At 49.8% G+C, this 21,616-nt stretch carries 16 protein-coding genes and 1 pseudogene; 10 read left to right on the top strand and 7 right to left on the bottom strand.

The features are described from left to right. Positions 1-115: 115 nt before the first annotated feature. The 5 genes from AC2215_RS03210 to AC2215_RS03190 all read left to right on the top strand — a co-directional run bounded on the left by AC2215_RS03210 (position 116) and on the right by AC2215_RS03190 (position 4,601). Positions 116-1,342: a DUF4912 domain-containing protein gene (locus tag AC2215_RS03210; protein ID WP_486808510.1), complete on the top strand. Its 1,227-nt coding sequence runs from the start codon at positions 116-118 to the stop codon at positions 1,340-1,342. Positions 1,343-1,761: 419 nt separating this feature from the next. After that, positions 1,762-1,971: a DDE transposase family protein gene (locus AC2215_RS03205; protein ID WP_486808509.1), complete on the top strand. Its 210-nt coding sequence runs from the start codon at positions 1,762-1,764 to the stop codon at positions 1,969-1,971. Between the two features lie 41 nt (positions 1,972-2,012). Beyond that, a complete protein-coding gene (locus tag AC2215_RS03200; RefSeq protein ID WP_486808508.1) occupies positions 2,013-2,564 on the top strand; it encodes a CDP-archaeol synthase in 552 nt (183 codons plus the stop codon). 611 nt (positions 2,565-3,175) lie between these two features. Continuing rightward, positions 3,176-4,033 carry a hypothetical protein gene (locus AC2215_RS03195; protein ID WP_486808507.1) on the top strand — a complete coding sequence of 286 codons (858 nt, stop codon included), beginning with the start codon at positions 3,176-3,178 and terminating at the stop codon, positions 4,031-4,033. 370 nt (positions 4,034-4,403) lie between these two features. Beyond that, positions 4,404-4,601, top strand: coding sequence for a hypothetical protein (locus AC2215_RS03190; RefSeq protein ID WP_486808506.1), 198 nt, complete (start codon positions 4,404-4,406; stop codon positions 4,599-4,601). Here AC2215_RS03190 and AC2215_RS03185 read toward each other — a convergent pair. After that, a complete protein-coding gene (locus AC2215_RS03185; RefSeq protein ID WP_486808505.1) occupies positions 4,579-5,889 on the bottom strand; it encodes a calcium-binding protein in 1,311 nt (436 codons plus the stop codon). The two genes, AC2215_RS03190 and AC2215_RS03185, sit on opposite strands and share 23 nt — an antisense overlap. Before the next feature lie 844 nt (positions 5,890-6,733). Between AC2215_RS03185 and AC2215_RS03180 the strand changes: the two genes are divergently transcribed. Both AC2215_RS03180 and AC2215_RS03175 read left to right on the top strand, forming a co-directional pair. Continuing rightward, entirely contained in the window at positions 6,734-7,285 is a 552-nt protein-coding gene (locus AC2215_RS03180; RefSeq protein WP_486808504.1) for a TRAP transporter small permease subunit, read from the top strand. Further along, positions 7,272-8,615 carry a TRAP transporter large permease gene (locus AC2215_RS03175; protein WP_486808503.1) on the top strand — a complete coding sequence of 448 codons (1,344 nt, stop codon included), beginning with the start codon at positions 7,272-7,274 and terminating at the stop codon, positions 8,613-8,615. Before AC2215_RS03180 ends, AC2215_RS03175 begins: the two co-directional genes overlap by 14 nt. Positions 8,616-8,750: 135 nt before the next feature. Here AC2215_RS03175 and AC2215_RS03170 read toward each other — a convergent pair whose 3' ends face one another. Then, entirely contained in the window at positions 8,751-9,713 is a 963-nt protein-coding gene (locus AC2215_RS03170) for a cyclase family protein (RefSeq protein ID WP_486808502.1), read from the bottom strand. A gap of 559 nt (positions 9,714-10,272) precedes the next feature. On the opposite strand from AC2215_RS03170, the pseudogene AC2215_RS03165 reads away from it, so the two are divergent. After that, positions 10,273-11,027, top strand: a pseudogene (locus AC2215_RS03165) (IS5 family transposase). A gap of 50 nt (positions 11,028-11,077) precedes the next feature. Here the strand turns inward: AC2215_RS03165 and AC2215_RS03160 are convergent. The 3 genes from AC2215_RS03160 to AC2215_RS03150 all read right to left on the bottom strand — a co-directional run bounded on the left by AC2215_RS03160 (position 11,078) and on the right by AC2215_RS03150 (position 14,527). Beyond that, positions 11,078-12,781 carry an NAD+ synthase gene (locus tag AC2215_RS03160; RefSeq protein ID WP_486808523.1) on the bottom strand — a complete coding sequence of 568 codons (1,704 nt, stop codon included), beginning with the start codon at positions 12,779-12,781 and terminating at the stop codon, positions 11,078-11,080. Between the two features lie 163 nt (positions 12,782-12,944). After that, the gene (locus AC2215_RS03155; protein WP_486808501.1) at positions 12,945-13,694 is read right to left on the bottom strand and encodes an NUDIX hydrolase; all 750 of its coding nucleotides are present in this window, start codon (positions 13,692-13,694) and stop codon (positions 12,945-12,947) included. 254 nt (positions 13,695-13,948) lie between these two features. Then, complete coding sequence (locus AC2215_RS03150; protein WP_486808500.1) at positions 13,949-14,527, bottom strand: nicotinate-nucleotide adenylyltransferase; 579 nt, start codon at positions 14,525-14,527, stop codon at positions 13,949-13,951. Between AC2215_RS03150 and AC2215_RS03145 the strand changes: the two genes are divergently transcribed. Then, complete coding sequence (locus AC2215_RS03145) at positions 14,526-14,672, top strand: hypothetical protein (RefSeq protein ID WP_486808499.1); 147 nt, start codon at positions 14,526-14,528, stop codon at positions 14,670-14,672. The genes AC2215_RS03150 and AC2215_RS03145 overlap by 2 nt on opposite strands. On the opposite strand, the gene AC2215_RS03140 is transcribed toward AC2215_RS03145, so the two are convergent. Next, the gene (locus AC2215_RS03140; RefSeq protein WP_486808498.1) at positions 14,669-16,087 is read right to left on the bottom strand and encodes a nicotinate phosphoribosyltransferase; all 1,419 of its coding nucleotides are present in this window, start codon (positions 16,085-16,087) and stop codon (positions 14,669-14,671) included. The two genes, AC2215_RS03145 and AC2215_RS03140, sit on opposite strands and share 4 nt — an antisense overlap. Before the next feature lie 1,235 nt (positions 16,088-17,322). On the opposite strand from AC2215_RS03140, the gene AC2215_RS03135 reads away from it, so the two are divergent. Further along, complete coding sequence (locus AC2215_RS03135) at positions 17,323-19,224, top strand: hypothetical protein (protein ID WP_486808497.1); 1,902 nt, start codon at positions 17,323-17,325, stop codon at positions 19,222-19,224. A gap of 120 nt (positions 19,225-19,344) precedes the next feature. Here AC2215_RS03135 and AC2215_RS03130 read toward each other — a convergent pair whose 3' ends face one another. Further along, positions 19,345-20,721: an MFS transporter gene (locus tag AC2215_RS03130; RefSeq protein WP_486808496.1), complete on the bottom strand. Its 1,377-nt coding sequence runs from the start codon at positions 20,719-20,721 to the stop codon at positions 19,345-19,347. Between the last annotated feature and the right edge of the window lie 895 nt (positions 20,722-21,616).

Below are 21,616 nucleotides of genomic sequence, written 5' to 3'. Positions count from 1 at the left end.
TAAGATATACCTAGTGCCGCGATCCCCGCGATCCCAAAAAAATGCTATCTTTTGCATTTTATTTAAAAAAAGTGTTTAGGAGACTCGTTTTCTCAATAACCTGGAGACTCAACCCATGGCACAAGACCGCCCACCTTTAGAAGAGATGACCTTACGACAGCTGCGTAAAGTGGCAAGTCAGTACGGCATCTCTCGTTACAGCCGGATGCGCAAGTCGCAACTTCTGGCTTCAATTCAAGAAGCTCAACCCGCAAATATCTCGATCGGTACATCTCGCACGCTGGAGGCACAGGAAGAAGTGGAAGCTGCAAAGTTTGAACTCGGACAAGAAGATCGCACGGCAGACACGCTTGCTTCTGTCGATGAAGGACTCGCAGACCTACCCGAAGGCTACGGTGAAAGTCGCATCGTTCTGATGCCTCGCGATCCCCAGTGGGGCTACTGCTACTGGGATGTGTCTAACGAGCACAAAGAAGACCTGCGCCGCCAGGGAGGACAGCAACTCGCCCTGCGGATTTACGACGCTACTGATATTAGCCTCGAAGCCCAAAGCCCCCACAGTATTCAGGAATATCCCTGCGACGAAATGGCGCGGGAGTGGTACGTTCCCATCCCCGTGAGCGATCGCGATTACATCGTGGACATCGGCTACCGCTGCGCTGACGGACGCTGGTTGATTCTGGCCCGTTCGGCTGAGGTTCGCATTCCTCCGGTGTATCCTTCTGACTGGATCGAAGATAAGTTCCTCACCATTTCCTGGGACGAAGACTTACGCGGCAAAACCTTCGCCAAGTTGGTTCCCCCCAGCCTGCGTCAAACCGGTGTCGATGCGGCAGGCAATCCCATTTACGACGAAATCTTCGGCATGGCCGAGTCCGCCGAAGCGATGCGAGTTGCCGGTTCGCTGTTCGGTTCCATGCATCAAGTTCCCGAACAAGCCATCAGTTCCTACATCTTCCCCTCCGGTGTGGGAATGTGGGCGCTTCCCACGGCTTCTGGCATCAATATGTCCGGCGTGGGAATGTCCGGTGTCGGATTTGGCGCCTCCGCACCGCCGATTCGTCCTCGCAAGTTCTGGTTGGTTGCCGATGCCGAACTCATCGTTTACGGTGCCACCGAACCCGATGCCAAAGTTACTGTTGGCGGCCGTCCCATCAAACTGAATCCCGACGGTACGTTCCGCTTCCAGATGTCCTTCCAGGATGGCGTTATCGACTATCCCATCGTTGCAGTAGCCGCCGATGGCGAACAAACTCGATCGATTCACATGAATTTCGAGCGCGAAACGCCCTCCCGCCACACCAACACCAAGGAAGAAGCCTTGGAAGAGTGGTTGGTATAGGGCCAATCGAGGGCAACCTCAAAGTAAATTGAGCTAAATTCATGGAAACCCCCAACACTCAGTTGGGGGTTTTTGTTTGAGTACGAGCGTTGCGACTCCAAGGCTTGAGAAGCGCGTCCCGCTCACGATTTCCCCGGTCTACACTGATAGCCGTCGCCACTTCCGTTAGGACACTTCGATCGTTAACGTCAGTTCGGGATAACATTTTCCGGTGAGGATGGGGTGTGGGGTTTGGGGTGTAGGGAGAAACTCCATTCCCCATTCCCTCTGCTCCCAACGGTCACTGATGTCCTAACACGACTGCACATATCAGCACACATCGCTATCAGGTCCCACGGGTATGCGTCGTGCTATACAATATCCGAGATTTCTCGATCGACGCGATCGCACTTGCCTATGTTGACCTGCAGTTTCCATCAATGTCAGAACAATCTAACTTAACCCCAGATTCCACCCCTTGGTATATCGTCAAATATTCAACCGGCACTTGTGATATTTTGGGCGGCGATCGCCCTCGCACTCCAAATGATGTAGAAATTATCGAGCGCTGGGGTCCGTTTCCCTCTCCTCAAGAGGCGATCGCCCGTCGGATTGGTTTGATTCGGGCTGGGAAATGCCAGCCTCAATAGTCGCTCCGCGTTCGTGAACTGCTTTTTTCCACGAAATCAATATGACTGACGTACTCTCAATATTTTTATTCGACACGTTGAATATATTTTGGCTCGGTTTGGGGTTGTTTTTTGCGGCTATTCTTGAAGCATTTTTGTGGAAAACACCCGTGTTTCAATTTTTTAATACGCCGATTCAAACGGAATGGTTTGGTGCTAACAAAAAATGGCGAGGCTTAATTAGTTTACCCATTGCCCATACCGTCAGCGTATGTTTATTTCAGTTTTTCGAGCATCTATTATTCTCCATTTCAGATATTTTTGTCTGGTTTTCGAGTTTTAACGTATTAGAATATGGGCTACTTGTTGGTTTTGTTTTTAATTTAGCGGAACTCCCCAATTCTTTCCTCAAGCGACGATTGAAAATTCCCCCCGGAGATGAAAGCAGCCGATTGTTTTATTTTATCGACCACATGGATTCGACATTTGGAGTTGTTATTTTGTGGTTCCTCTATTTTCAGTTTCCTACTCACCTGGCAATCTCTGGGTTTATCGTCACGCCGCTGTTATTTATGGGAGCAACCGTACTGAGAAAAAAATTAGGATTGAAGTAAATTTTGGACTGGGTTGGTGTACTATATATCCGGACTGAGTACATCTCAAGTTTAAACTTAAGTTTCAAGTTATAACTGTTTCCTCGATGTGTGGAAACAGCTACGTGTTATTACCTAAATTTGAGTGACACCGAGTGCAGGAAAAAAAGTCACTCGTCTATAATTCGCGTTCGAAAGCCGAGAATGCGATCGAATCGTTATGAAAATGGTCCGGGAGGGAATACAAGCGACAAAAATCCAGACATATTTAAAGCTTTACACAAACTTTACGAAGATAACGTAAAGTCGATCTCATCAATTTCTAGATCGCTACAAGTCAATCATCACAGTTGTTTGAATCTTTTCTTTAAATTTTGCGAGTCGGGGAAAATCATTTTGAATTGTCTCTTATACGAATTTTTACTGTCAAATTGTGACAGAAGAGACTTGCAAGATGAAAGAGTAAAGTTTAAAATTTATTCTACGTTCCGTATTTATTCGCACGAACTAAGTGTCTTGCAGTGTCATATGCGCGTATCTACTTAGCTAGTGCAAGACCAATCGGAGCGAAAAATCTAAATCTTGACAAACAGATCCCTTGACTCGTTGCTCTAACGGTAACCCATGTAGTCATGAAGCAACTCGAATTATCCGTCTTTCTAGCCCTAGTTGCACTTATCTTTGGAGGGCACTATCTCTTTCGCAATACTGGACCGCTTCGCAGCCATCGCTCGACAACCTACGTTCCCGAAGCCAATCTGAGCGATGGAGATAGCTGGGAGGCCTGGCAAGAAACCGTGGGCAATTCAGTTTCCACGGAAGCTTACGTGAAACAAGCTCCATCGTCGATGCGTACGGTTCCATCCAAGAGCCGAACGGTTGCTTCGAGCAGCTCTTCATCCAGCAGTCCTGAGCCTGAGGTGAATTTGGAACGGATGCGCCTCAACAGTGCTCCCCCAGAAGGCATGGGAGCAGAAGGCAGTTTTGCATCGAGTATCGTCTTAGCCAGTCCGAGTGCATTGCCATCGGAAAATACAGCTTTGCTCGAGCAAAATAACAACGTGGAAGGCGATCTCATCGACGATCCAAACTTGTTACCCAATCTCTTATCTTTGGGAATGTTCTCTGAAGGAGAAGAGAATCATTTCGATCGAGCTGGGAGCTTGCCAACTCAGCCAGTCTCTAACCTCAGTCCCCCATCGAACGTTGAAAGGACTGTGGTCTCCGTTCCCGTAGCCCTCCAAGCCGAAGTCGCTCAGCTTCCCACAACCCTAGATAAAAAAACAGCCTCGTCCGATCCTTTCTCTCCAGAACGGATTCTTTGGATCTCACTTCTGGTGACCTCCGCTTGTGGGGGAATTGGATTAGGAAAATATCTCCTTCCCAAGTACCAAGCTCGCAAGCACGCATCCGGGCATTCTTCTCCATCTGCCCAGCGAGCCATCGTCTATCGGTGGCGATGGCTTGTCCATCAATTGCTCGCACGGTAAGCATTCAGCCATAGCATGACGCCAGTTTGTGAGGACATTCAGAAACATTGCCCAATACCCAGCAATGAATAGAATTGTTGGGTCATCAACCCGAAAATCCTTGAAACCCTTTTGGAGGGCAGCCTTTTAGCTTTTCGAACTGACAATTCTTGAAATCTACTGCCAATAAACGTTTCAACGATTTTAATTTCGATTTCCCAATCACTCTAGGGCGTGTCATCAATTAAATCTAGAACCCTTTTCGCATCGGGATTTGAGAGCAAGCAAGCGAAAACATATAGAACAGCCAGAATCCATGCCGGGTAAGGTAAAGGATGTACAGCTAATTGATGACAGACCCGAATACACAGATCGTGTTTTCCTAATACATTTGCGTCGTGCGATATCCGTCGTCAGCTTCAGCGTCAAACAAGCCCAAGATTCTGCAGATCTACTAGATCTACTTCAGAGGCGAGAACTCAGATTCAATGAATGCTTGTCGATCGAACGGTTTCCGGAAACCGTTCAAAGCGCATCGCTGACGGTCGAATGCTTACTCGATCGCGTCAATCGATATCGAGAATGGTAAAGTTGACGGTATCGCTGGCAGTGGGGTCGATCGCAAATAACGCCGTTCCCCCTTCAAAAAATTGTTCTGCAAGGGGGCGCAATCCCAACCCCGACGTGATAAAAAGCGACACGTCATCGTCAGTATCATTACCATCATTTTCGATTAAATTCACCGCGACAATGCCGGTATCACCGATAATGCTAAAAGAAAGATTCGAGCCGAAGGGGTCTCCCAAAGCGAGAGGAACGTTGTCGGGCAAAATAACGATCGTCGTTTCTGTGAGGGTTCCGTCTTCGACATCAATGTCAATCTCGATGCGATCTCCGGTGACGGGGGTAAAATAAACGGAGCGATCGAATCCAATGGGAGAATCATCCGGCAATCGCAACGTGACAATTTCTAAATCCGTTGCCGATTGCTCTAAGCTGAGAATGCCATTAATAATCTCAACGTTATCGGATTCTCCACTCCAACCTTCCGCAACAATCAGATCCGAGGTCTCGCGATCCCAACCACCGACGGGTTGGATACTGGTACTCTCAGTATTTCGGAATCCTTCTTGGGAGGCACTGCCACCATCGATGGGGGTGAAGATTTCTGTGGGGGTTTCCACGAGATCGATCCCTAAAATTGTGGCAATGGCAGCATTGGTGAGGTTATCGGTGACGATGGTATTGGTTCCATCAAAACTGAAGGTGACATCGGCTTGAGTTAAACCGCTAAAGATGAGGGTATCCCCTTCGTCTGGGTTGTAGTCAGAGATCGTGTTGTTGCTGCTGTTCCCTTCGATGGTAAACTCATCCGCACCGCCACCCCCGATGAGTACGTCGAGTCCGGACCCCCCGATGAGGCGATCGCTGCCGTCTCCCCCTTCGAGGGTATCGCTTCCGAGGTCGCCCAGTAGCGTGTCGTTGCCAGTATCGCCAAAGAGGCGATCTTCATTTTGACCGCCAAATGCCAAATCGTTGCCATCTCCACCGCGAATAATATCGTTGCCAAGGTTGCCAAAGAGAACGTCGTCTCCTTCTCCCCCCTCGATCGTATCGTTATCCCGTCCGGCGGATACCGTATCTGCTCCACCGTTCCCAAAGAACATATCGTTTCCAGCATTACCGAAATAGGCGCGGGAACCGTCGTCATCCACCACCGAATCGTTACCCCCAAATAAGATAATTGAATCGACGCCAGGAGAACCGGCAAAGGCTCCTAACTGTGCGAGGGGCAGTTGGCTAAAGACGATCGCATCATCATTGAGAGTGCCAAACCCTAAATCTTGTTCGCTTCCCGTGACAATATCAACTAACACGATCTCATTCCTCCTAAAGATTAAGTGATTCTGTTTTTTTTTAGAGATATCTATTGAAATGACTGGTTTTAATCGAACGATCTAAAAATTCAGACAAGTCTTTCAAGAAATCAAACAATCTCGTGAAAAATTTGTCATTTTTGCCAGATTCTGAGAATAGTGTTAAGTTCCGTTTTCCTTTGATTTCTCAATAATTCTTAAAATTATAGGAGATATTCGAGCGAAACTTGTTAAGTTTGATTTTTTCTTTTTCGGTTTTGAGACCGCTTCAAGTCTTTCATTCGATCGCGATAGAAGAGATTCCTAAATTTTAAGAAACGTCAGAAATCGCCGCTAAAATTCCCAAATAATGTTACTTTTCTCTGCACTTGATTCCGATCGAGTCTAAACTGAAAAGTCTGTTGCATTTAGATTGAAAGCGACAAGTTAGACAGTCGAGCGTGGTTTGGAGCGAATCGATCTAAAGATTAATCTTAGCTCAAATCAATTAAAACAAATGAAAGATATCAAGAATTACAGTCAAACTTGGCTGAAATCCAGGTTCGTGCAAAATATGTCCAAAATACGTCATTGTTCTTTACAACCCGATCGTCTCTCAATCCTAGGGCAGCGCGGCAGAAATCAATAACGAGCTCTCAACCGGTAAAAGCGATGCATACTCAGCATTTTGCATTTTTAACGTTTCATTTTTAATTCCGTGTCGGGCGATCGAATGCGCGATCGAGTCATTACCAGATCTTCATTTCCTCGACGGGACGCGATCCCAAACGCGACGCTGACTGTTGCACCTGTGCGCCCAGACGGTACAATCTAAATCGCTACTCGTACCCGGAGCGATCGCCCCTTGCAAGTCCTCCTTCGATTGTCCCGACTCATCGATGCCCTCAACGAACGCATCGGTCGCTTGACCTACTGGTTGCTACCCGTGGCGATTCTCATTGGAACTTGGAATGCCGTTGGGCGATATATTGGCAAACAAATCGGGCAAAGCCTCACCTCCAACGCCTCCATCGAAGCCCAGTGGTATCTATTCGACCTCGTGTTTCTCTTCGGTGCCGCCTACGCCCTCAAACATAACGCCCACGTGCGGGTCGATTTATTTTACGATCGCCTCAATCCACAACGCAAAGCCCTCATCAACTTTTTAGGTTCTGTACTCTTTCTCATCCCCTTCTGCGCGATGGTAGTTTGGTTTTCCTGGACGCCGATTTTCAACTCGTGGCAAATTTGGGAAGCTTCCCCAGACCCCAACGGATTGCCTCGCTATCCCATCAAAACCGCACTCCTCATCGGCTTTGCGTTACTCATCCTCCAAGGGATTTCCGAAGCGATTAAGAATTGGGCGATTTGGCGCGGCAACTCGTTTCCCTCGGAGGATTCCCATGGCGATCGTTGATTGGTTAGGTCCGGCAATGTTCGTCGGCGCCCTGGGACTGCTGCTGCTGGGTTATCCCGTTGCCTTCTCCCTCGGTGGGGTGGCGATTCTATTTAGTCTGATCGGTGCGGCATTTGGTGTCTTCGACTTCGCCTTTTGGGGCAACCTCCCCCTGCGGATGTTCGGCATCATGCAAAACTCCACCCTCCTGGCGATTCCCTACTTTATCTTTATGGGGTCGATGTTGGAGAAGTCCGGCATTGCCGAACGGTTACTCGAAACCATGGGGATTTTGTTCGGGCGCGTTCGGGGAGGATTGGCACTAGCGGTGGTGTTAGTGGGGGCGCTTTTGGCAGCGACGACGGGGGTGGTAGCAGCGACGGTGGTAGCCATGGGTTTGATTTCCCTACCCATTATGTTGCGCTACGGCTACAACAAAGAACTCGCAACCGGGACAATTGCCGCCTCAGGAACCCTAGGGCAGATTATTCCTCCCAGCGTGGTTTTAGTGGTTTTGGGAGACCAACTCGGCATCTCCGTCGGGGATTTATTTCTCGGTTCGATGCTACCGGGGTTGATGATGACTGCTGCGTTTGCCATTCACGTGTTGGTGGTGGCCTTCGCGCGACCGGAACTCGCCCCCGCACTCCCTCCAGAGGTTCGCAACCTGGGCGGCAAAGATTTGGGGATGCGCGTCCTCAAGGTGATGATACCGCCCCTGGTACTGATTTTGTTGGTCTTGGGGAGTATCTTTTTCGGTCTGGCTACCCCCACCGAAGCCGGGGCAGTGGGTTGTGTCGGGGCCATGGTTTTAGCCGCTTTCAATCGCCAGTTGAATTTGAGTTCCTTGCGGCAGGTTTCCGATGCCACGATGCGAATTACTACCATGGTGATGTTGATTCTGCTGGGTTCGACGGCGTTTAGTTTGGTGTTTCGCGGCTTAGACGGCGATCGGTTTATGTTCGATTTGCTGGCGAACCTGCCCGGAGGAACCACCGGCTTTTTAATCGTCAGTATGGTGACGGTGTTCGCCCTCGGCTTTTTTATCGACTTTTTCGAGATTGCATTTATTATTTTGCCCCTGTTCAAACCCGTTGCAGAAACCTTGGGGTTGGATTTAGTTTGGTACGGGGTGATTATCGGGGCGAACTTGCAAACCTCGTTCCTCACCCCTCCCTTTGGGTTTGCGCTGTTCTACCTGCGGGGAATTGCGCCCCCAGAGGTGACGACGGGTGATATTTATCGAGGGGCGATTCCGTTTGTGTTGTTGCAACTGTTGGTGCTGATGTTGATTATTATTTTTCCCGGCATTGTCAGTTTTATTCCTTCGCTTTCCGCTGGAGTTTTGTAGGTTAACGTCAGTTTGGAGTAAGACAGTTACCCGTTCGGGTGGGGTTTTGAGCATTTTAGATTTTAGCCCTCGTGAATTATCCAGGCTAAACATTTTGCATTTTTCATTTTTCATTTTTAATTCTGCGTAGCAGCACTAAGGCTCGCTCGCCATCGGTTTGAGAACGCCGCGTTCGTCCCGGCGGAGGGGATCGGGTTGCACCGGTAGCGGCGCACCGGGGGCATCGAGAACGGAAACTCCGTACGGCCAATCGGGGGGGCAAATGGCAATGTATCGCGCGTATCCCCCCGTTCCACCTTCAGGTTTAGCAAATCCAATGGCAACCAACGCCCCGGCTTCGGGCACTTTATCTAAATTGGCGACTCCCTCGGCTTGGGTGTAGTGATTGTGCAACAGCCAGTATTCCCCTTCCAGGTTGGGAGTGGTGTCGGTATCGAGGGGTTCGTGCCCGTGAAAGAGGATATTGCGTTCTAAGTGGAGAAATTGCAACGCGGGTAGGGAAACACCGGGAAATGGCTTTTGATTAAATCGATCGACGTCCTCCCATTTCTGGTACCAGTCCGATCGAAACATGACTACCGAACCCTCTGGAATCTGCCCATACTGAGCTTCCCAACTTTGAATATCCTCGACGGTGGCGTGGTAGCCGGGGTCTTGGACAACTCGATCGCGAATATTAATGACGACGAGGGGACGAATGGCATAAGTGGGGGGCAAATCGCTGATGGTTGCGCCGTACTCATCCCAATGAGCCGGGGGATCGAGTTGGGTTCCGTACTGGTCGGTGGGGAGATGGTAGGCTGTGGCAATAAAACCGTGGTTGGTGTAAGTGTATTCTTCTCCAGTATTGATATAGTCGGGGATATCGGCCCCGGCGACAGCGGGGGCAAACGTGGCATTGCTAAATCCGGGCCACACGGGAATGGTGGGGCTGAAAGCGTGGGTGAGGTCGACGTATTTTGCCGATTTTAAGGTGGTTTCGTAAATCTGCCACAGGTCTGGTGTTAACGTTTGGGCTTGGACGGGGGTCACTATTGCGAAGACAAATAGGGCGATCGTTGTTGCCGTTGCCAATAGTGAGAGGAAGTAGCGAGTCATAGATTAACGTCAGTTCGGGATAAAACAATGACTGGTGAGTGTGGGGTGTAGGGTGTGGGGTGTGGGGTGTGGGGTATGGGGTGTGAGGTATGGGGTGTAGGGCATTGGTGAAAGGTTAAGGCGGTATTCACTTTGTCAACTGTCCAATAATCGACTGAAAACCCGGAGTCGGGGGGTCTCCCCCCAACCCTCCGCTTCGCTGCGCCCTCCCGTTGGGGGACGAGACGCCTCCCCCAAACCCACGGCAGACAAGAGTCAAATCGTGGAAAAGCTAAGTTTTTCAGGGGTTGAGCTATTCAAGTCAGTCAACTTGACATCTGGCAAAATTGCTTAACTTTTCACCAATGGGTGTAAGGTGTGGGGGGATAGAAGACCAGATGACTACCTCCGTTGACAAATTTTCCGGGTGTTGTTCGACTCCTTTCCACTTCCAGACATGACCCGAATCCACCTTAGTGCCCCACCACTTGAAGAGCCTTATCCCGAACTCACGTGAGATTAGGTTCTGTTGACATTTGTGTAAAGTAGGATTGATGCGCTTGCGGTGAATTAAATTTTGATGTCTAACCCATCTTTGCTTTCTGATGCAGTGTGGGAGTCATTATTGACTCAACTCCAGCAGCAACCGGGTATCTATATCGGAAGTGAATCGAACTGTCGTCGCTTCATCGAAGCGGTGCTGTGGATAGCTCGTTCGGGTGCTCAGTGGCGGCTCTTACCACCAAGTTATGGGAACTGGAACAGTGTTTTTAAACGCTTCAGCCGATGGAGCCAACGAGGAATTTGGCAACAGCTATTTGAGGGAGTCATTAGCGATGCCGACTTGGAAAATCTGCTCATTGACAGCACCATCGTCAGAGCTCATGCCTGTGCGGCAGGTGCAAAAGGGGGCAAGACACACAAGCTCTTGGTCGCAGTCGAGGCGGCTTTAGCAGCAAAGTCCATGCCATTACAGATGGACTCGGAAACCCACTAGGCTTTACCGTTACCCCCGGACAAACTCATGACATCACCCAAGCCACAATACTGCTTGAAAAGTGGCATTCCCAGTACGTCATCGCCGATCGAGGATACGATACTACAGCATTAGTAGTCGCTCTCGAAGAACAAGGAATCACCACGGTGATTCCTTCTCGACGAAACCGTAAGTCTCCACGAGATTACGATCGCCACATCTATCAGGAAAGACACCTAATTGAGTGTTTTTTCAACAAACTCAAACACTACCGTCGGGTATTTTCCCGTTTTGAGAAGACCGTAAACAACTTCCTCAGTTTTCTCTATTTCATCGCAGCTCTCATCTGGTTACGCTGAAATGTCAACAGAACCTAGAAGTATTGAACCGAACTCGATCTCGACCGTCATCAAACTGAAGGAGGTTGCCGATTTGCGGCAATGGGCATTCGCCAACCGGTACCAAAGGCGCGATCGGTAATTTTCAATCCGGGGGGGGCTTGCCGGCGTTTGAATTCCGCCCGTCGCACCAACCGTACTATCTGTTTAACTGTATCGCGATCGAATCCCACTGCAACGATTTCCTCGGGGGATTGGTGGTGGTGAATCAGTCGCTGCAAAATATCGTCGAGAATTTCGTAGGGGGGCAGGGAATCGCAATCGACTTGATTGGGTTTGAGTTCGGCACTAGGGGGCTTAACGATAATATTTTCAGGGATAATTTCTCGCCCCGGCTGGCGGGTATTGAGCCATTTACACAGGGAGAATACGCGGGTTTTAGGAACATCCGCTATTGCCGCCAAACCCCCATCCATATCGCCGTAGAGCGTGCAGTAGCCCACCGCCATTTCCGATTTATTCCCCGTAGATAGCAGCAGGTGTCCGAATTTATTGGCAATTGCCATCAGTAAATTGCCCCGAATCCGCGATTGCAGGTTTTCCTCCGCCACACCGGATTCCGTTCCGGCGAATAAGTCTGCGAGAGTGCGATCGAATCCCCCCATCAATTCGGCAATTTCCAGGGTATGGGTGGCCATCCCCAAATTTTCGGCGAGGGCGAGGGCATCATCTACAGAGGCTTTTGAGGTGTAGGGGCTAGACATGAGGACTCCCAACACGTTTGGGGCACCGATGGCTTCGGCCGCGATGGCAGCCACTAGGGCAGAATCGATACCACCGCTTAAGCCGAGGACGATTTTAGAAAAGCCGCATTTACGGGCGTAGTCTCGAACGCCGAGTACCAATGCCCCCCAAATTTCTTCCTCCGGGCATTGGGGCATGGGGGCAACGGAACCGGGCAAAAAGTCGCCGGTGGAGGCATCGAAGGCGAACTCGACGAAATCGGTTTGGCAACTGAGTCCCCGACAAACGACTTCCCCCGCCCGATCGATCGCAACGCTGCTGCCATCGAAAATCAAATCGTCGTTGCCTCCCACTTGATTGGCGTAGACGATGGGTTTCCCGTAGCGAGTGGCGGTGTGGTGCAGCATTTCTTCTCGCAATTGTTGCTTGCCAACCCAGTAGGGAGACGCAGAAAGATTGACGATGAAATCTACTTCTGCTGCGGCTAAATCGGCGATCGGATTGCAGCGATAGAGCCGCTTTCCCCAAAAATCTTCGTCATTCCACAGATCTTCGCAAATGGTGACGCCAATTTTAATCGAGGTTTGGGAATTCGATCGAGGAGAAACGGTGAAATAATTGGTTTCTCCATCGGGTTCAAAGTAGCGATGTTCGTCGAAAACATCATAGGTGGGGAGCAATCTTTTGTGAAACACTTGGCGAATTTCACCACCCTCGAGCAGGGCAATACTATTAAATAAAGACTTCCCCCCTTCGGTCGTCGATTGCTCGTTTTCGATCGCCGTTCCCACTAATACCATCAGGTTCGGTGGCAGTTTTTGAGCGAGTTGTTGCAGTTGTCTTCCCATGGCTTCGATAAAGCTCGGATCGAGCAGTAAGTCGCGGGGAGGATAGCCGCATAATGAAAGTTCGGGAGTGAGCAATAAGTCGATATTTTGCCCTGCGGCTTGTTGGGCGGCATCGAGAATCTGTTGGGCATTGGCGGTGAGGTTGCCAATGGTTGGGTTGAGTTGGGCGATGGCAATTTTCATAGTTTCGATCGAGGGAAAGGTGATATTAAATCCGGTTAAATAACGATCGTTGAGGATGAGGGAGGAGGCAATCGCGATGGGAGCAGGGGAGGAAAGTGCTCCATTCCCTATTCCCCATTCCCCACCCTCACCTGACACAGTCTTATCCAAAACTGACGCGATCTTAGATAAAAACCATTGGCTTATCCTTGAGCAACGCAAACGAATCTGAATCAAACCGATATAAACTCGCCGGTCGTCCGGCTCCTCGCGAAACTTTCACACCGGTATCCGTTAAAAATCCGAGTTTGAGCAACCGAGTTCTAAAATTCGAGTAATCCGAAAAATTTTCCCCCAAAACTGACGTATAAAGTTGATATAAATCTCCGAGCGTAAACGTTTCGGGTAAAACCTCAAAAGCAACGGGACTGTATTCGAGTTTGTTGCGCAAACGTTGGTGACCGTATTCTAAAATTTGATGGTGATCGAATGCCAGTTCCGGAACGCGATCGAGGGGATACCAAGCAATACCGGTTACGCCATCGGCAATCAGTTGTGCTTCCTCAAATCGGACGAGGGCAAAATAACTCACCGAGAGATAGCGAACGCCGTAACAGTCGGGGGATTCGCGGGGATCGCGATCGGGACCGCCAAAGGTATAAAGTTGCTCTAGATAAATATTCCGAACGCGAATTTTTTCAGCTAAAATTCGATAAGCCGCTGCTTCTAAAGATTCTCCCTGGCGAACTAACGTTCCGGGCAAACTCCACTGTCCTAAAAATGGGCGATCTTGCCGCATGACTAAGAGAACGAGAACGCGATTTTGAGCCATGTCAACCGAAAAAATGACATTATCGACTCCGACTTTAAAATTGGCAAGATTCGTACTGTTTGGCGGCATTTTTCGTTGTTCGAGTAACCAGCGTTCTCCCATTTATCTATCAGCGCGATCGTCAGTGTTTTCTCATCCCAAGGATTCCCCACGGGTGCGATCGCATCTTTGAAATCGATCGCACTGATGGCTATTTGTGCCCTTTATCGTGACATATTTTCAGTGATGGGGAACATCGGAATTGGGAATGGAGAGTAGAAAAGACCTATTTCATCATTGGGTCGATCGATGGCTATACCCACCGCCAAAACCCCTTGCATTTGCAGACGATCGAATTTTTCGACTCACACATCCACTCAAACATAGAGATGTTCTCGCGCGATATAATCGGCAACTCGCATCGTAATCGCTTGCGGATCTTTGGTGGTTCGATAGGCACTCGAAGACACATCGGGCATCTGCAAATTGGCAATTTCGACGGGGCACAAGCTTTGGAGTCGGGCTAAATCTGCGGGTTCGATCGCGCATCCCGGACGGGGAATCACCACCACCCCCACCTGTTGTAGCAACTCGGCCGCACGATACCATTGAGGCAGTTGAGCGACTAAATCCGCCCCGATAACCAAGCTAAAATTGGCACCGGGCCAGTATTTGCGGGCCCAGGCAATGCTGTTAACAGTTCTGGGGTGGCTCAGTTCTGGGTAAAATTCGATATTCTCAATCCCTTTAGAAGGAAGATCGAACTGTTTCAAATCCTCGATCGTCAGCTGCAGCATCGCCGAACGGTGGGCGAGAGGGGTTTGGTGGGTTTTCAAGGGATTATCCGCAGCCCACACCGCGACGCGATCGAATCGTCCGGCCAGCCAGCGCAAAATTTCTCGATGGGCAACACTGGGGGGATCGGCACTGGTTCCAAAGAGGGCAATATCAGTCATGGTTTGTGGGGAATGGGGAATGGGGAATGGGGAATGGGGAATGGGGAATAGGGAATGGGGAATGGGGAACGGCGAACGGGGAACGGCGAACGGGCGATCGCCCTTTCTATCTCTCTATATTGATATTTCCTCTTTCTTATATTAATGAGTGGGCGAGGTACTCGAAACGCGATCGGTGAGGGCTTGTAATGCCTCCGAAACCTCCACGGGAAATGGTGCGGGTCGATCGAGATCGCGACTGGGGGAAGGCAGGGATGCCACCGAGGTCGCAGTCCGTTTGGCGATATCTTCGAGAGATTCTCGATTGCGAACCCGCTTGCCCCCTTCGATGACTAATTCGAGTAAGGGTTTTTCTCCCGTTCGGGTCTCCTCGTCAGCCAAACCCAATCGATCGCTGTTGATGCGATCGCCCTCGCAAGTCCGAAAGATTTGCTTGCGTCCGGGATAGGTCACTTTCTCTTGCGAACGTTTCATCACTGGAATGCCATCAATTTCCACTAACTTATAGACACCGCCAATCGCGCTACCGGTGACCAGCCGAGTGCCGAGTCCGTACCCATCGATACAGGCCCCCTCTGCTTGCAAGCGAGCGATTTCCCATTCATCCAAGTCGCCACTGGCAAAAATGGGGGTTTCCGGCAGCAGCGATCGCACTTCCCGCGAAAGAGTCACCAAATCTCCCGAGTCGATGCGCACCCCTTGCAACTCGATTTCCCCAGCTTCGAGTCGTCCGGCGAGTTTATGGGCGGCCGCAACGGTATCGTAGGTATCGATGAGCAACGGCGCGCCGGGGAAGTAGTGGTGAAACGCACTGAAAGCACGGGCTTCGCTGCCTTGAATCGCACTCAGGGCTATCACCAGGGCGTGGGCCATGGTTCCGGCGGGTTTGCGTCCGAGTTTGAAAGCCGCCAGGACGTTAGAGGTGGCATTGAATCCTGCAGCCAATGCCGCCCGCGCCGCCCACAACGACCCTTGGGGACTGAAGGCGCGTCGGGTGCCAAATTCGAGCAGTGTGGCTTGAGGTCCGGCCACATCGCGAATGCGAGCTGCTCGGGTGGCGATTAGGGTTTGGTAATTTAAGGTATTGAGGAGGTACGTTTCGAGAATTTGCGCTTGCCACAGGGGAGCTTCAACCCGCAGAATGGGTTCGTTGGCGAAGATTGCCGTACCTTCGGGAACCGCCCACAGATTTCCCTGGAAGCGAGCATCTTCGAGCAAAGACCAAAAGCGATCGGGGGCGCTGGCAAAAATCCCCGTGGATTGCAACGCTTCAATTTGAGAAGGACCGAAGCGAAAGTTGCGCAAATAGTCGATCGCCTGGGTTAATCCCATGGCAATCAGGTAACCGAATTGGGGGGGCAAACGGCGCGCGAACAACTCGAAGTGAGCCTCCCGAGAGTCTAAACCTTCTCCGGCATAGCATGCAGCCATGGTGAGTTCGTAGAGATCCGTCAGCAGGCTGTAGTCCTCTGGGTTAGCAACGAGGGACTCAAATTCTAGGTCGGAGTCTACCTCTGGGTTCGCGTCGGGGCGATCGATGGGGTGTGAGGAGGCTATCATAATTTTTGACACGAGAGACGAGTCTTTCATCTATTTATAGTAAAAAACACCAAAACAATCAAGCCTTAACTGGCAAATACTATCTTTTTTAAGAATTTTTAAATTTTTAAATTTCGTATTTATAGTAAATAAAAACAAAATTAAAGCCGCAAGCGTCTTATAGAGCACAGATAATTTAGCGATACTCTTAGCCCTGAAAAGGCAGCTCGAGTCCCGAGTTCGCAAAGGGCATCTTTCTCCCCCAGCAACGCCGGCTCAAGACCGATCGCCTTCACCGATGTCCGAACGCGACGGCAGATGGCGATACAGATCGCATCGGAAGCGAAGGCGAGACTCTATTCTTAGATCGGTCACTTAGCGGATTGACAAATAGACCCATCAATGGTGGAAGTTCGATCGTGTCAATTTCAATGTCGGCGATCGCTTCCAAGAAAATACACAGAGCTAAATTTTAAAGCACCATTTAAGTCCGAAAAACCATTTAAAATTGCGATCGAAGTTTTTTCGATCTCGATCGAAAAACATTTGACTCTATCTATATTTATCGAAAATAATTATTCAATCTTTCTCAAACTTGACTGAGACCAAAGGATATTTAAAAAATTAAGTATATTTATCGTTGATACACCAGTCCTGAAAACCAAACTCCGAAAAAATACTTAAATCATTAAATTTTCATAAATATCAGACATTTGGCGGATATTTTTGGTTTTAAGAAGCGATAGGTTTTTAAGTGAGGTTTGCAATCGGATTGCAAATCAAATGACATCAAAAAACGATGAAGCAGCATTCAATGCATTGAAATCTCAACAGAGAAATGCTGCTATCTTCATCGAGTGTTACTGACTCGATCGCAACTTATATCTAGCTCAATCAAAATCATTACAGTTTGACGTGAATGGTGTAATTTCACCGCTCCAGTCACTGTAGAGATAAATCTTGAATTTTTCCGAGAATTGTAACCGGCAACTCTTTCTCAGGTTGCCAAGGGAAGCCGTTCGATCGCGATTGGATGAAGAATGACGTTCTTCATACCAACCGTTGTGCCAATACCTCATTCATCAAGAGAGTTGTTGGGCAAGAGAAATTAAAATCGTTGAAACGCTGATTGGCCATCGATTTCAAGGATTTTTCGTTCAAAACTCTAAAAGCATCACCTGGAGAGGGTTTCAAGGATTCTCCAGCTGATTACCCAACAACTCTAAGCAAGTCAACTCTACTTAGAACGCTAAATCATGTCTGTTTTTACCGTCACCACCCTCACCGATGAAAACGATGGTATCGATGTCGGTGGTGTGTCCCTGCGAGATGCCATCGAAGCCGCGAACGCCGCACCTGGACGCGATGTCATCCGATTTAATGCCGGGTTGTCTGGGACAATTTCCCTGACCCAAGGAGAACTCGCCATCAGCGACTCCGTTGTGATTCGGGGTTTGGGAGCTGATACTCTCACCATCGATGCTCGGGGTTTTTCCCGTGTCTTTAATATCGATGATTATTCTTATGAGAACTATAGCGAAGTCACGATTACTGGAGTGACCATCACCAGAGGTCATACACAATACGCTGGGGGAGGAATTTACAGTACGGAAGCGCTGAAAGTCATTGACAGCGTTATCACCAATAACAGCAGCAGCTATGAAGATGATTATTCTTTTTATTACACTAATGGTGGTGGTATCTATCAATCAGCAGGAAGTCTGTTGGTCAAAAATAGCGAGATTTCCATCAATATCGGCTATGACGGTGGCGGCATCTACAGTTCCTCCGGTGATGTCCGTGTCATCAACAGTAACATTTCCAGCAATAGCAGCTTTTACGGTGGCGGCATCTACAGTGGCGGCGATGTCCGCGTCATCAACACTAACATTTCCAACAATAGCAGTGAAGAGGGTGGCGGCATCCACACTTACAGCGATGTCCACGCGATCGACAGTAACATTTCCAACAATGGCAGCAGCGATGCCGGTGGCGGCATCTACAGTGGCGGCGATGTCCGCGTCATCAACACTAACATTTCGAGCAATAACACCGGCAATTACGGTGGCGGCATCTACAGTTACGGCGATGTCCGCGTCATCAACAGTAACATTTCGAGCAATAATACCGGCTATGACGGTGGCGGCATCTACAGTTACGGCGATGTCCGTGTCATCAACAGTGACATTGCTGACAATAGCGCTGACAGTGAGGGTGGCGGCATCTACAGCTTCTCCGGTAATGTCGGGGTTATCCGGAGCTTTGTGACTCGAAACAGTGCGACGTTTGGTGGTGGTCTTTACAACAAGTCTGCCGATCTGAACATTGTTCAGAGCACGATCGACGACAATATTGCTGGCGTCAGCGGCGGTGGTATTTCCAACAGCGGTACCACGATCGTCAATAGCAGCACCATCACTGGAAACAGTGCTGACCAGGGCGGCGGTATCTCAAACGACGGTACCACGATCGTCAATCACAGCACCATCACTGGAAACAGTGCAACCGATGAGGGTGGTGGCGTTTTCAATTCTGGAACCTTCACAGCTTTTAACTCAACGATTGCGGGCAATACTCTCGGAGAGGGTGAATCCGAGTTCCGCAATGAGTTTTACGGTCCCGCTGGGGTGATTGTTGCCGGTACGAACGACGATGATGAGATTTTCGGCGGCAACAGCGACGACATTCTCCGAGGTCGTAACGGAGACGATTACGTAGTTGGGGGAGCTGGTAACGATAGCCTTTTCGGACAAACCGGAAACGATATCCTGATTGGCTTCGATCCGTTGATTGGTTCTCCCGGTGCCGATGAAATCGACACTCTCTTCGGAGGCGGCGGTGTAGATGTATTTGTTTTAGGTGGTTTCTTCGGACTCGAATCCGAAGCGAGCTCCATTCAACCGACGGAGAATGGATTGGGTTTAGCCTACAGTGCCAATGGCGATAACGACTACGCCTTAATCAAAGACTTCACCATCCAAGATACGATCGGGCTCGATGGCCATGCCCAATTGTACCAACTCGGTACCGCTTCGAACGGACTGCCGCCTGGCGAGACGATTTCTACCGCTGATGGCGAACTCATCGCCATCGTTCAAGGTCCAGGGCGGCACGACCTCAATTTAGACTCGGGAACCGGCTTCGAGTTTGCTTCTTGATTGGAGATGTAAACCTCGACTGATGTGAGGAATCCCCATTCCTCACCCAACCGGGTTGGAGGGGTTGAGACGCGATTCTGAGTCCTTCCTCCCACCCGGGTTCTCCGTTGCCGAACGAAGCTATCGATCGAGTGCATATAAATCCCGACCCCGCCCCAAGGCAAACCGCAGAGAATGGGGAAAATCTTTGTTGTTGGAACTCATAAAGATAACCAGTGCGACGCAAGCCATCACCGCAGAGATGGCAAAAATATTGCGGTAACCCAGGGATTCGGAAACCGTCCCCAAAATCGGTCCGGCGATCGCAATTCCCAAGTCGAAGCCACCAATCGCCAGGGAAAAAATCCGCCCCCGTTCTTGGGCATCGGCGCGATCGGACATCAAGGCTACCATCACCGGAATCAACGTCCCGGCGGCAATCCCTTCCACGCAACCGGCGATGAGAAAGGCTTCGGAACTGCGGGCGTTCGCCAGCAGCAACATGGAAATGGCGTAGCAAATCAGGGCAATACTAATAAACAATCCCCGTCCGATGCGATCGGATGCCCGTCCCGTAAACAGGCGGATACTGAAGCTCGCCATGGCGGCAGTGGCATAGAACAAACCGGGATTGAGATCGATGTCGCTGGCTGTAACGAACAAGGGCATAAACGTAGAAATCGCCCCAAAAATTGTTCCCCCAATCAGCATCACGACACTGGGAATGCGAATCGTTCGGGGGCTGCTGGCAATTTGGCGGATGAAGGCATAGACGATGCCTCCTTGCAATCCGGCAAATAAGGAAATCCAGAGACTCGACTCGGCGAAGAATCGCTGGCACAACCCCAAGATGACCCCCACGATGATGCTTTCGATCGCCCGTTGGGAACTTCCGAGGGGAGAACTGGGTTGGGCGGTGGGAGATTTCACCGGCGATGGGGTACGTTCCGGTTCCCAAATCTGCGTCGCCCCCAGACAACTAAAGGCCCCCAATACCGACGTCATGACAAACAACGGTTCGTAACCGAAGTTCGCCTGGACAAATCCACCCACGACCGGTCCGATCGCCACCCCAACCGGGGTCACCAAGCTCATATAACCAATCACTTCTCCCCGGCGTTCGGGGGGGGCGATATCGGCGACTAGGGCGCTGTAGGCGGTGGTAAATGCGGCGATACTGATGCCGTGAAACGCCCGTAATACGAGGAGTAGGGGGATGGATTCGATCGATAGGTAGCCCAGGGGCGCGATGGTACAAACGGCCGTCCCCACTAAGAGGACTAGTTTGCGGCTGCGGCGATCGGCCCAACTTCCGAGGGTGCGGCGAGACGCGAGCAAACCGATGGCAAATGCCCCCATCACCAGACCGATTTGCTGTTGGGTGCCCCCCACGGATTGGACGTAGAGGGGCAGGGTGGGCAGGGTTGAGGCCATACTCGTCCAAAACACCAAACCCGATACGAAGAGTACCAGCAATCCTCGCTGCTGTTTGCGGTCTAGTTGACTAAAAACGTTCACAACTCCCTTGTCTCCCGGCACGATGTCTTTGATGGTTCTCGCAGTCAGTACTCAGCAATCGGGCAAAACCCAGAGTTTCTAGTGCTGTGCGGCAGAAATAACAAGCTCGTTCTCAACCGCTGAAAGCGATGTACGGTAGGCATTTTTTATGACCCGTCGCGGCACGAGTGCAGTGCGGCAGAAAGAATTACCCAGTTGTAAGCCGGTGTAAGCTATATACCGTAAGCATTTTTAATTGTGCATTTTGCATTTTTAATTGTGCGTCGCAGCACTAGCTTGTTCTATTCTCCAAAGTCTGCACCTTCAATACGTCGTGCTATGACTCCCTGATAGCTGAGCGATCGATACTGATGAGTCTTTCTCTATGGTAAAGCCGATCGCTCGTTTTGTTAAGTAATATTAAGAGCATCCGGAAAAAAGATTTAGTAAGATAGAAGAGCCAAAAACCGCTCTCAAAGATAGAAATTTGGGTAAATCTTGGATAAAAGTTGATTTTAGCCACCTCACAACCTTCAGCTCAGTTGCTCGGTTCGTTACTGGGTTAATATTGGAGGGCGATCGCGAGGATATTCGAACCTCAAAGAACTTTATGGGTTAGTAATTGAGCGAGTTTCTCTCAATTTTGGCAGAGTTCAGACCCGACTCAGGCAGAAAAATATCCTCCTGGAGAATCGTGAAAATTAATGTTTTTTCAGACAAACTTCATGTCTAAAACTTTCCAATTTATCGACGGTAAACTGCGATAAATTTTGGCAATTCGATCGCGTTAAAACAACATCATGCAACACTCGATCGAATTTCAGAAAACGAAATTTCAACTGAAGGCAAGCAGGAAAACCGTTAAGATTCAAGGGCTTGGGGCGTGAATTAGAGTGGTTGCTTTCCAGAGGCGATC

The sequence above is a fragment of the Zarconia sp. genome (genome assembly GCF_057467645.1).
This window is presented reverse-complemented; position numbering and strand designations above follow the sequence as displayed.

Excerpts from the sequence above, each read along its gene's own strand:
- AC2215_RS03145 (WP_486808499.1), top strand. The coding sequence starts at position 14,526 with ATGGTTTGTGGGGAATGGGGAATGGGGAATGGGGAATGGGGAATGGGG.
- AC2215_RS03150 (WP_486808500.1), bottom strand. The coding sequence starts at position 14,527 with ATGACTGATATTGCCCTCTTTGGAACCAGTGCCGATCCCCCCAGTGTT.
- AC2215_RS03140 (WP_486808498.1), bottom strand. The coding sequence starts at position 16,087 with ATGATAGCCTCCTCACACCCCATCGATCGCCCCGACGCGAACCCAGAG.
- AC2215_RS03205 (WP_486808509.1), top strand. The coding sequence starts at position 1,762 with ATGTCAGAACAATCTAACTTAACCCCAGATTCCACCCCTTGGTATATC.
- AC2215_RS03135 (WP_486808497.1), top strand. The coding sequence starts at position 17,323 with ATGTCTGTTTTTACCGTCACCACCCTCACCGATGAAAACGATGGTATC.
- AC2215_RS03200 (WP_486808508.1), top strand. The coding sequence starts at position 2,013 with ATGACTGACGTACTCTCAATATTTTTATTCGACACGTTGAATATATTT.
- AC2215_RS03175 (WP_486808503.1), top strand. The coding sequence starts at position 7,272 with ATGGCGATCGTTGATTGGTTAGGTCCGGCAATGTTCGTCGGCGCCCTG.
- AC2215_RS03170 (WP_486808502.1), bottom strand. The coding sequence starts at position 9,713 with ATGACTCGCTACTTCCTCTCACTATTGGCAACGGCAACAACGATCGCC.
- AC2215_RS03155 (WP_486808501.1), bottom strand. The coding sequence starts at position 13,694 with ATGGGAGAACGCTGGTTACTCGAACAACGAAAAATGCCGCCAAACAGT.
- AC2215_RS03160 (WP_486808523.1), bottom strand. The coding sequence starts at position 12,781 with ATGAAAATTGCCATCGCCCAACTCAACCCAACCATTGGCAACCTCACC.
- AC2215_RS03195 (WP_486808507.1), top strand. The coding sequence starts at position 3,176 with ATGAAGCAACTCGAATTATCCGTCTTTCTAGCCCTAGTTGCACTTATC.
- AC2215_RS03210 (WP_486808510.1), top strand. The coding sequence starts at position 116 with ATGGCACAAGACCGCCCACCTTTAGAAGAGATGACCTTACGACAGCTG.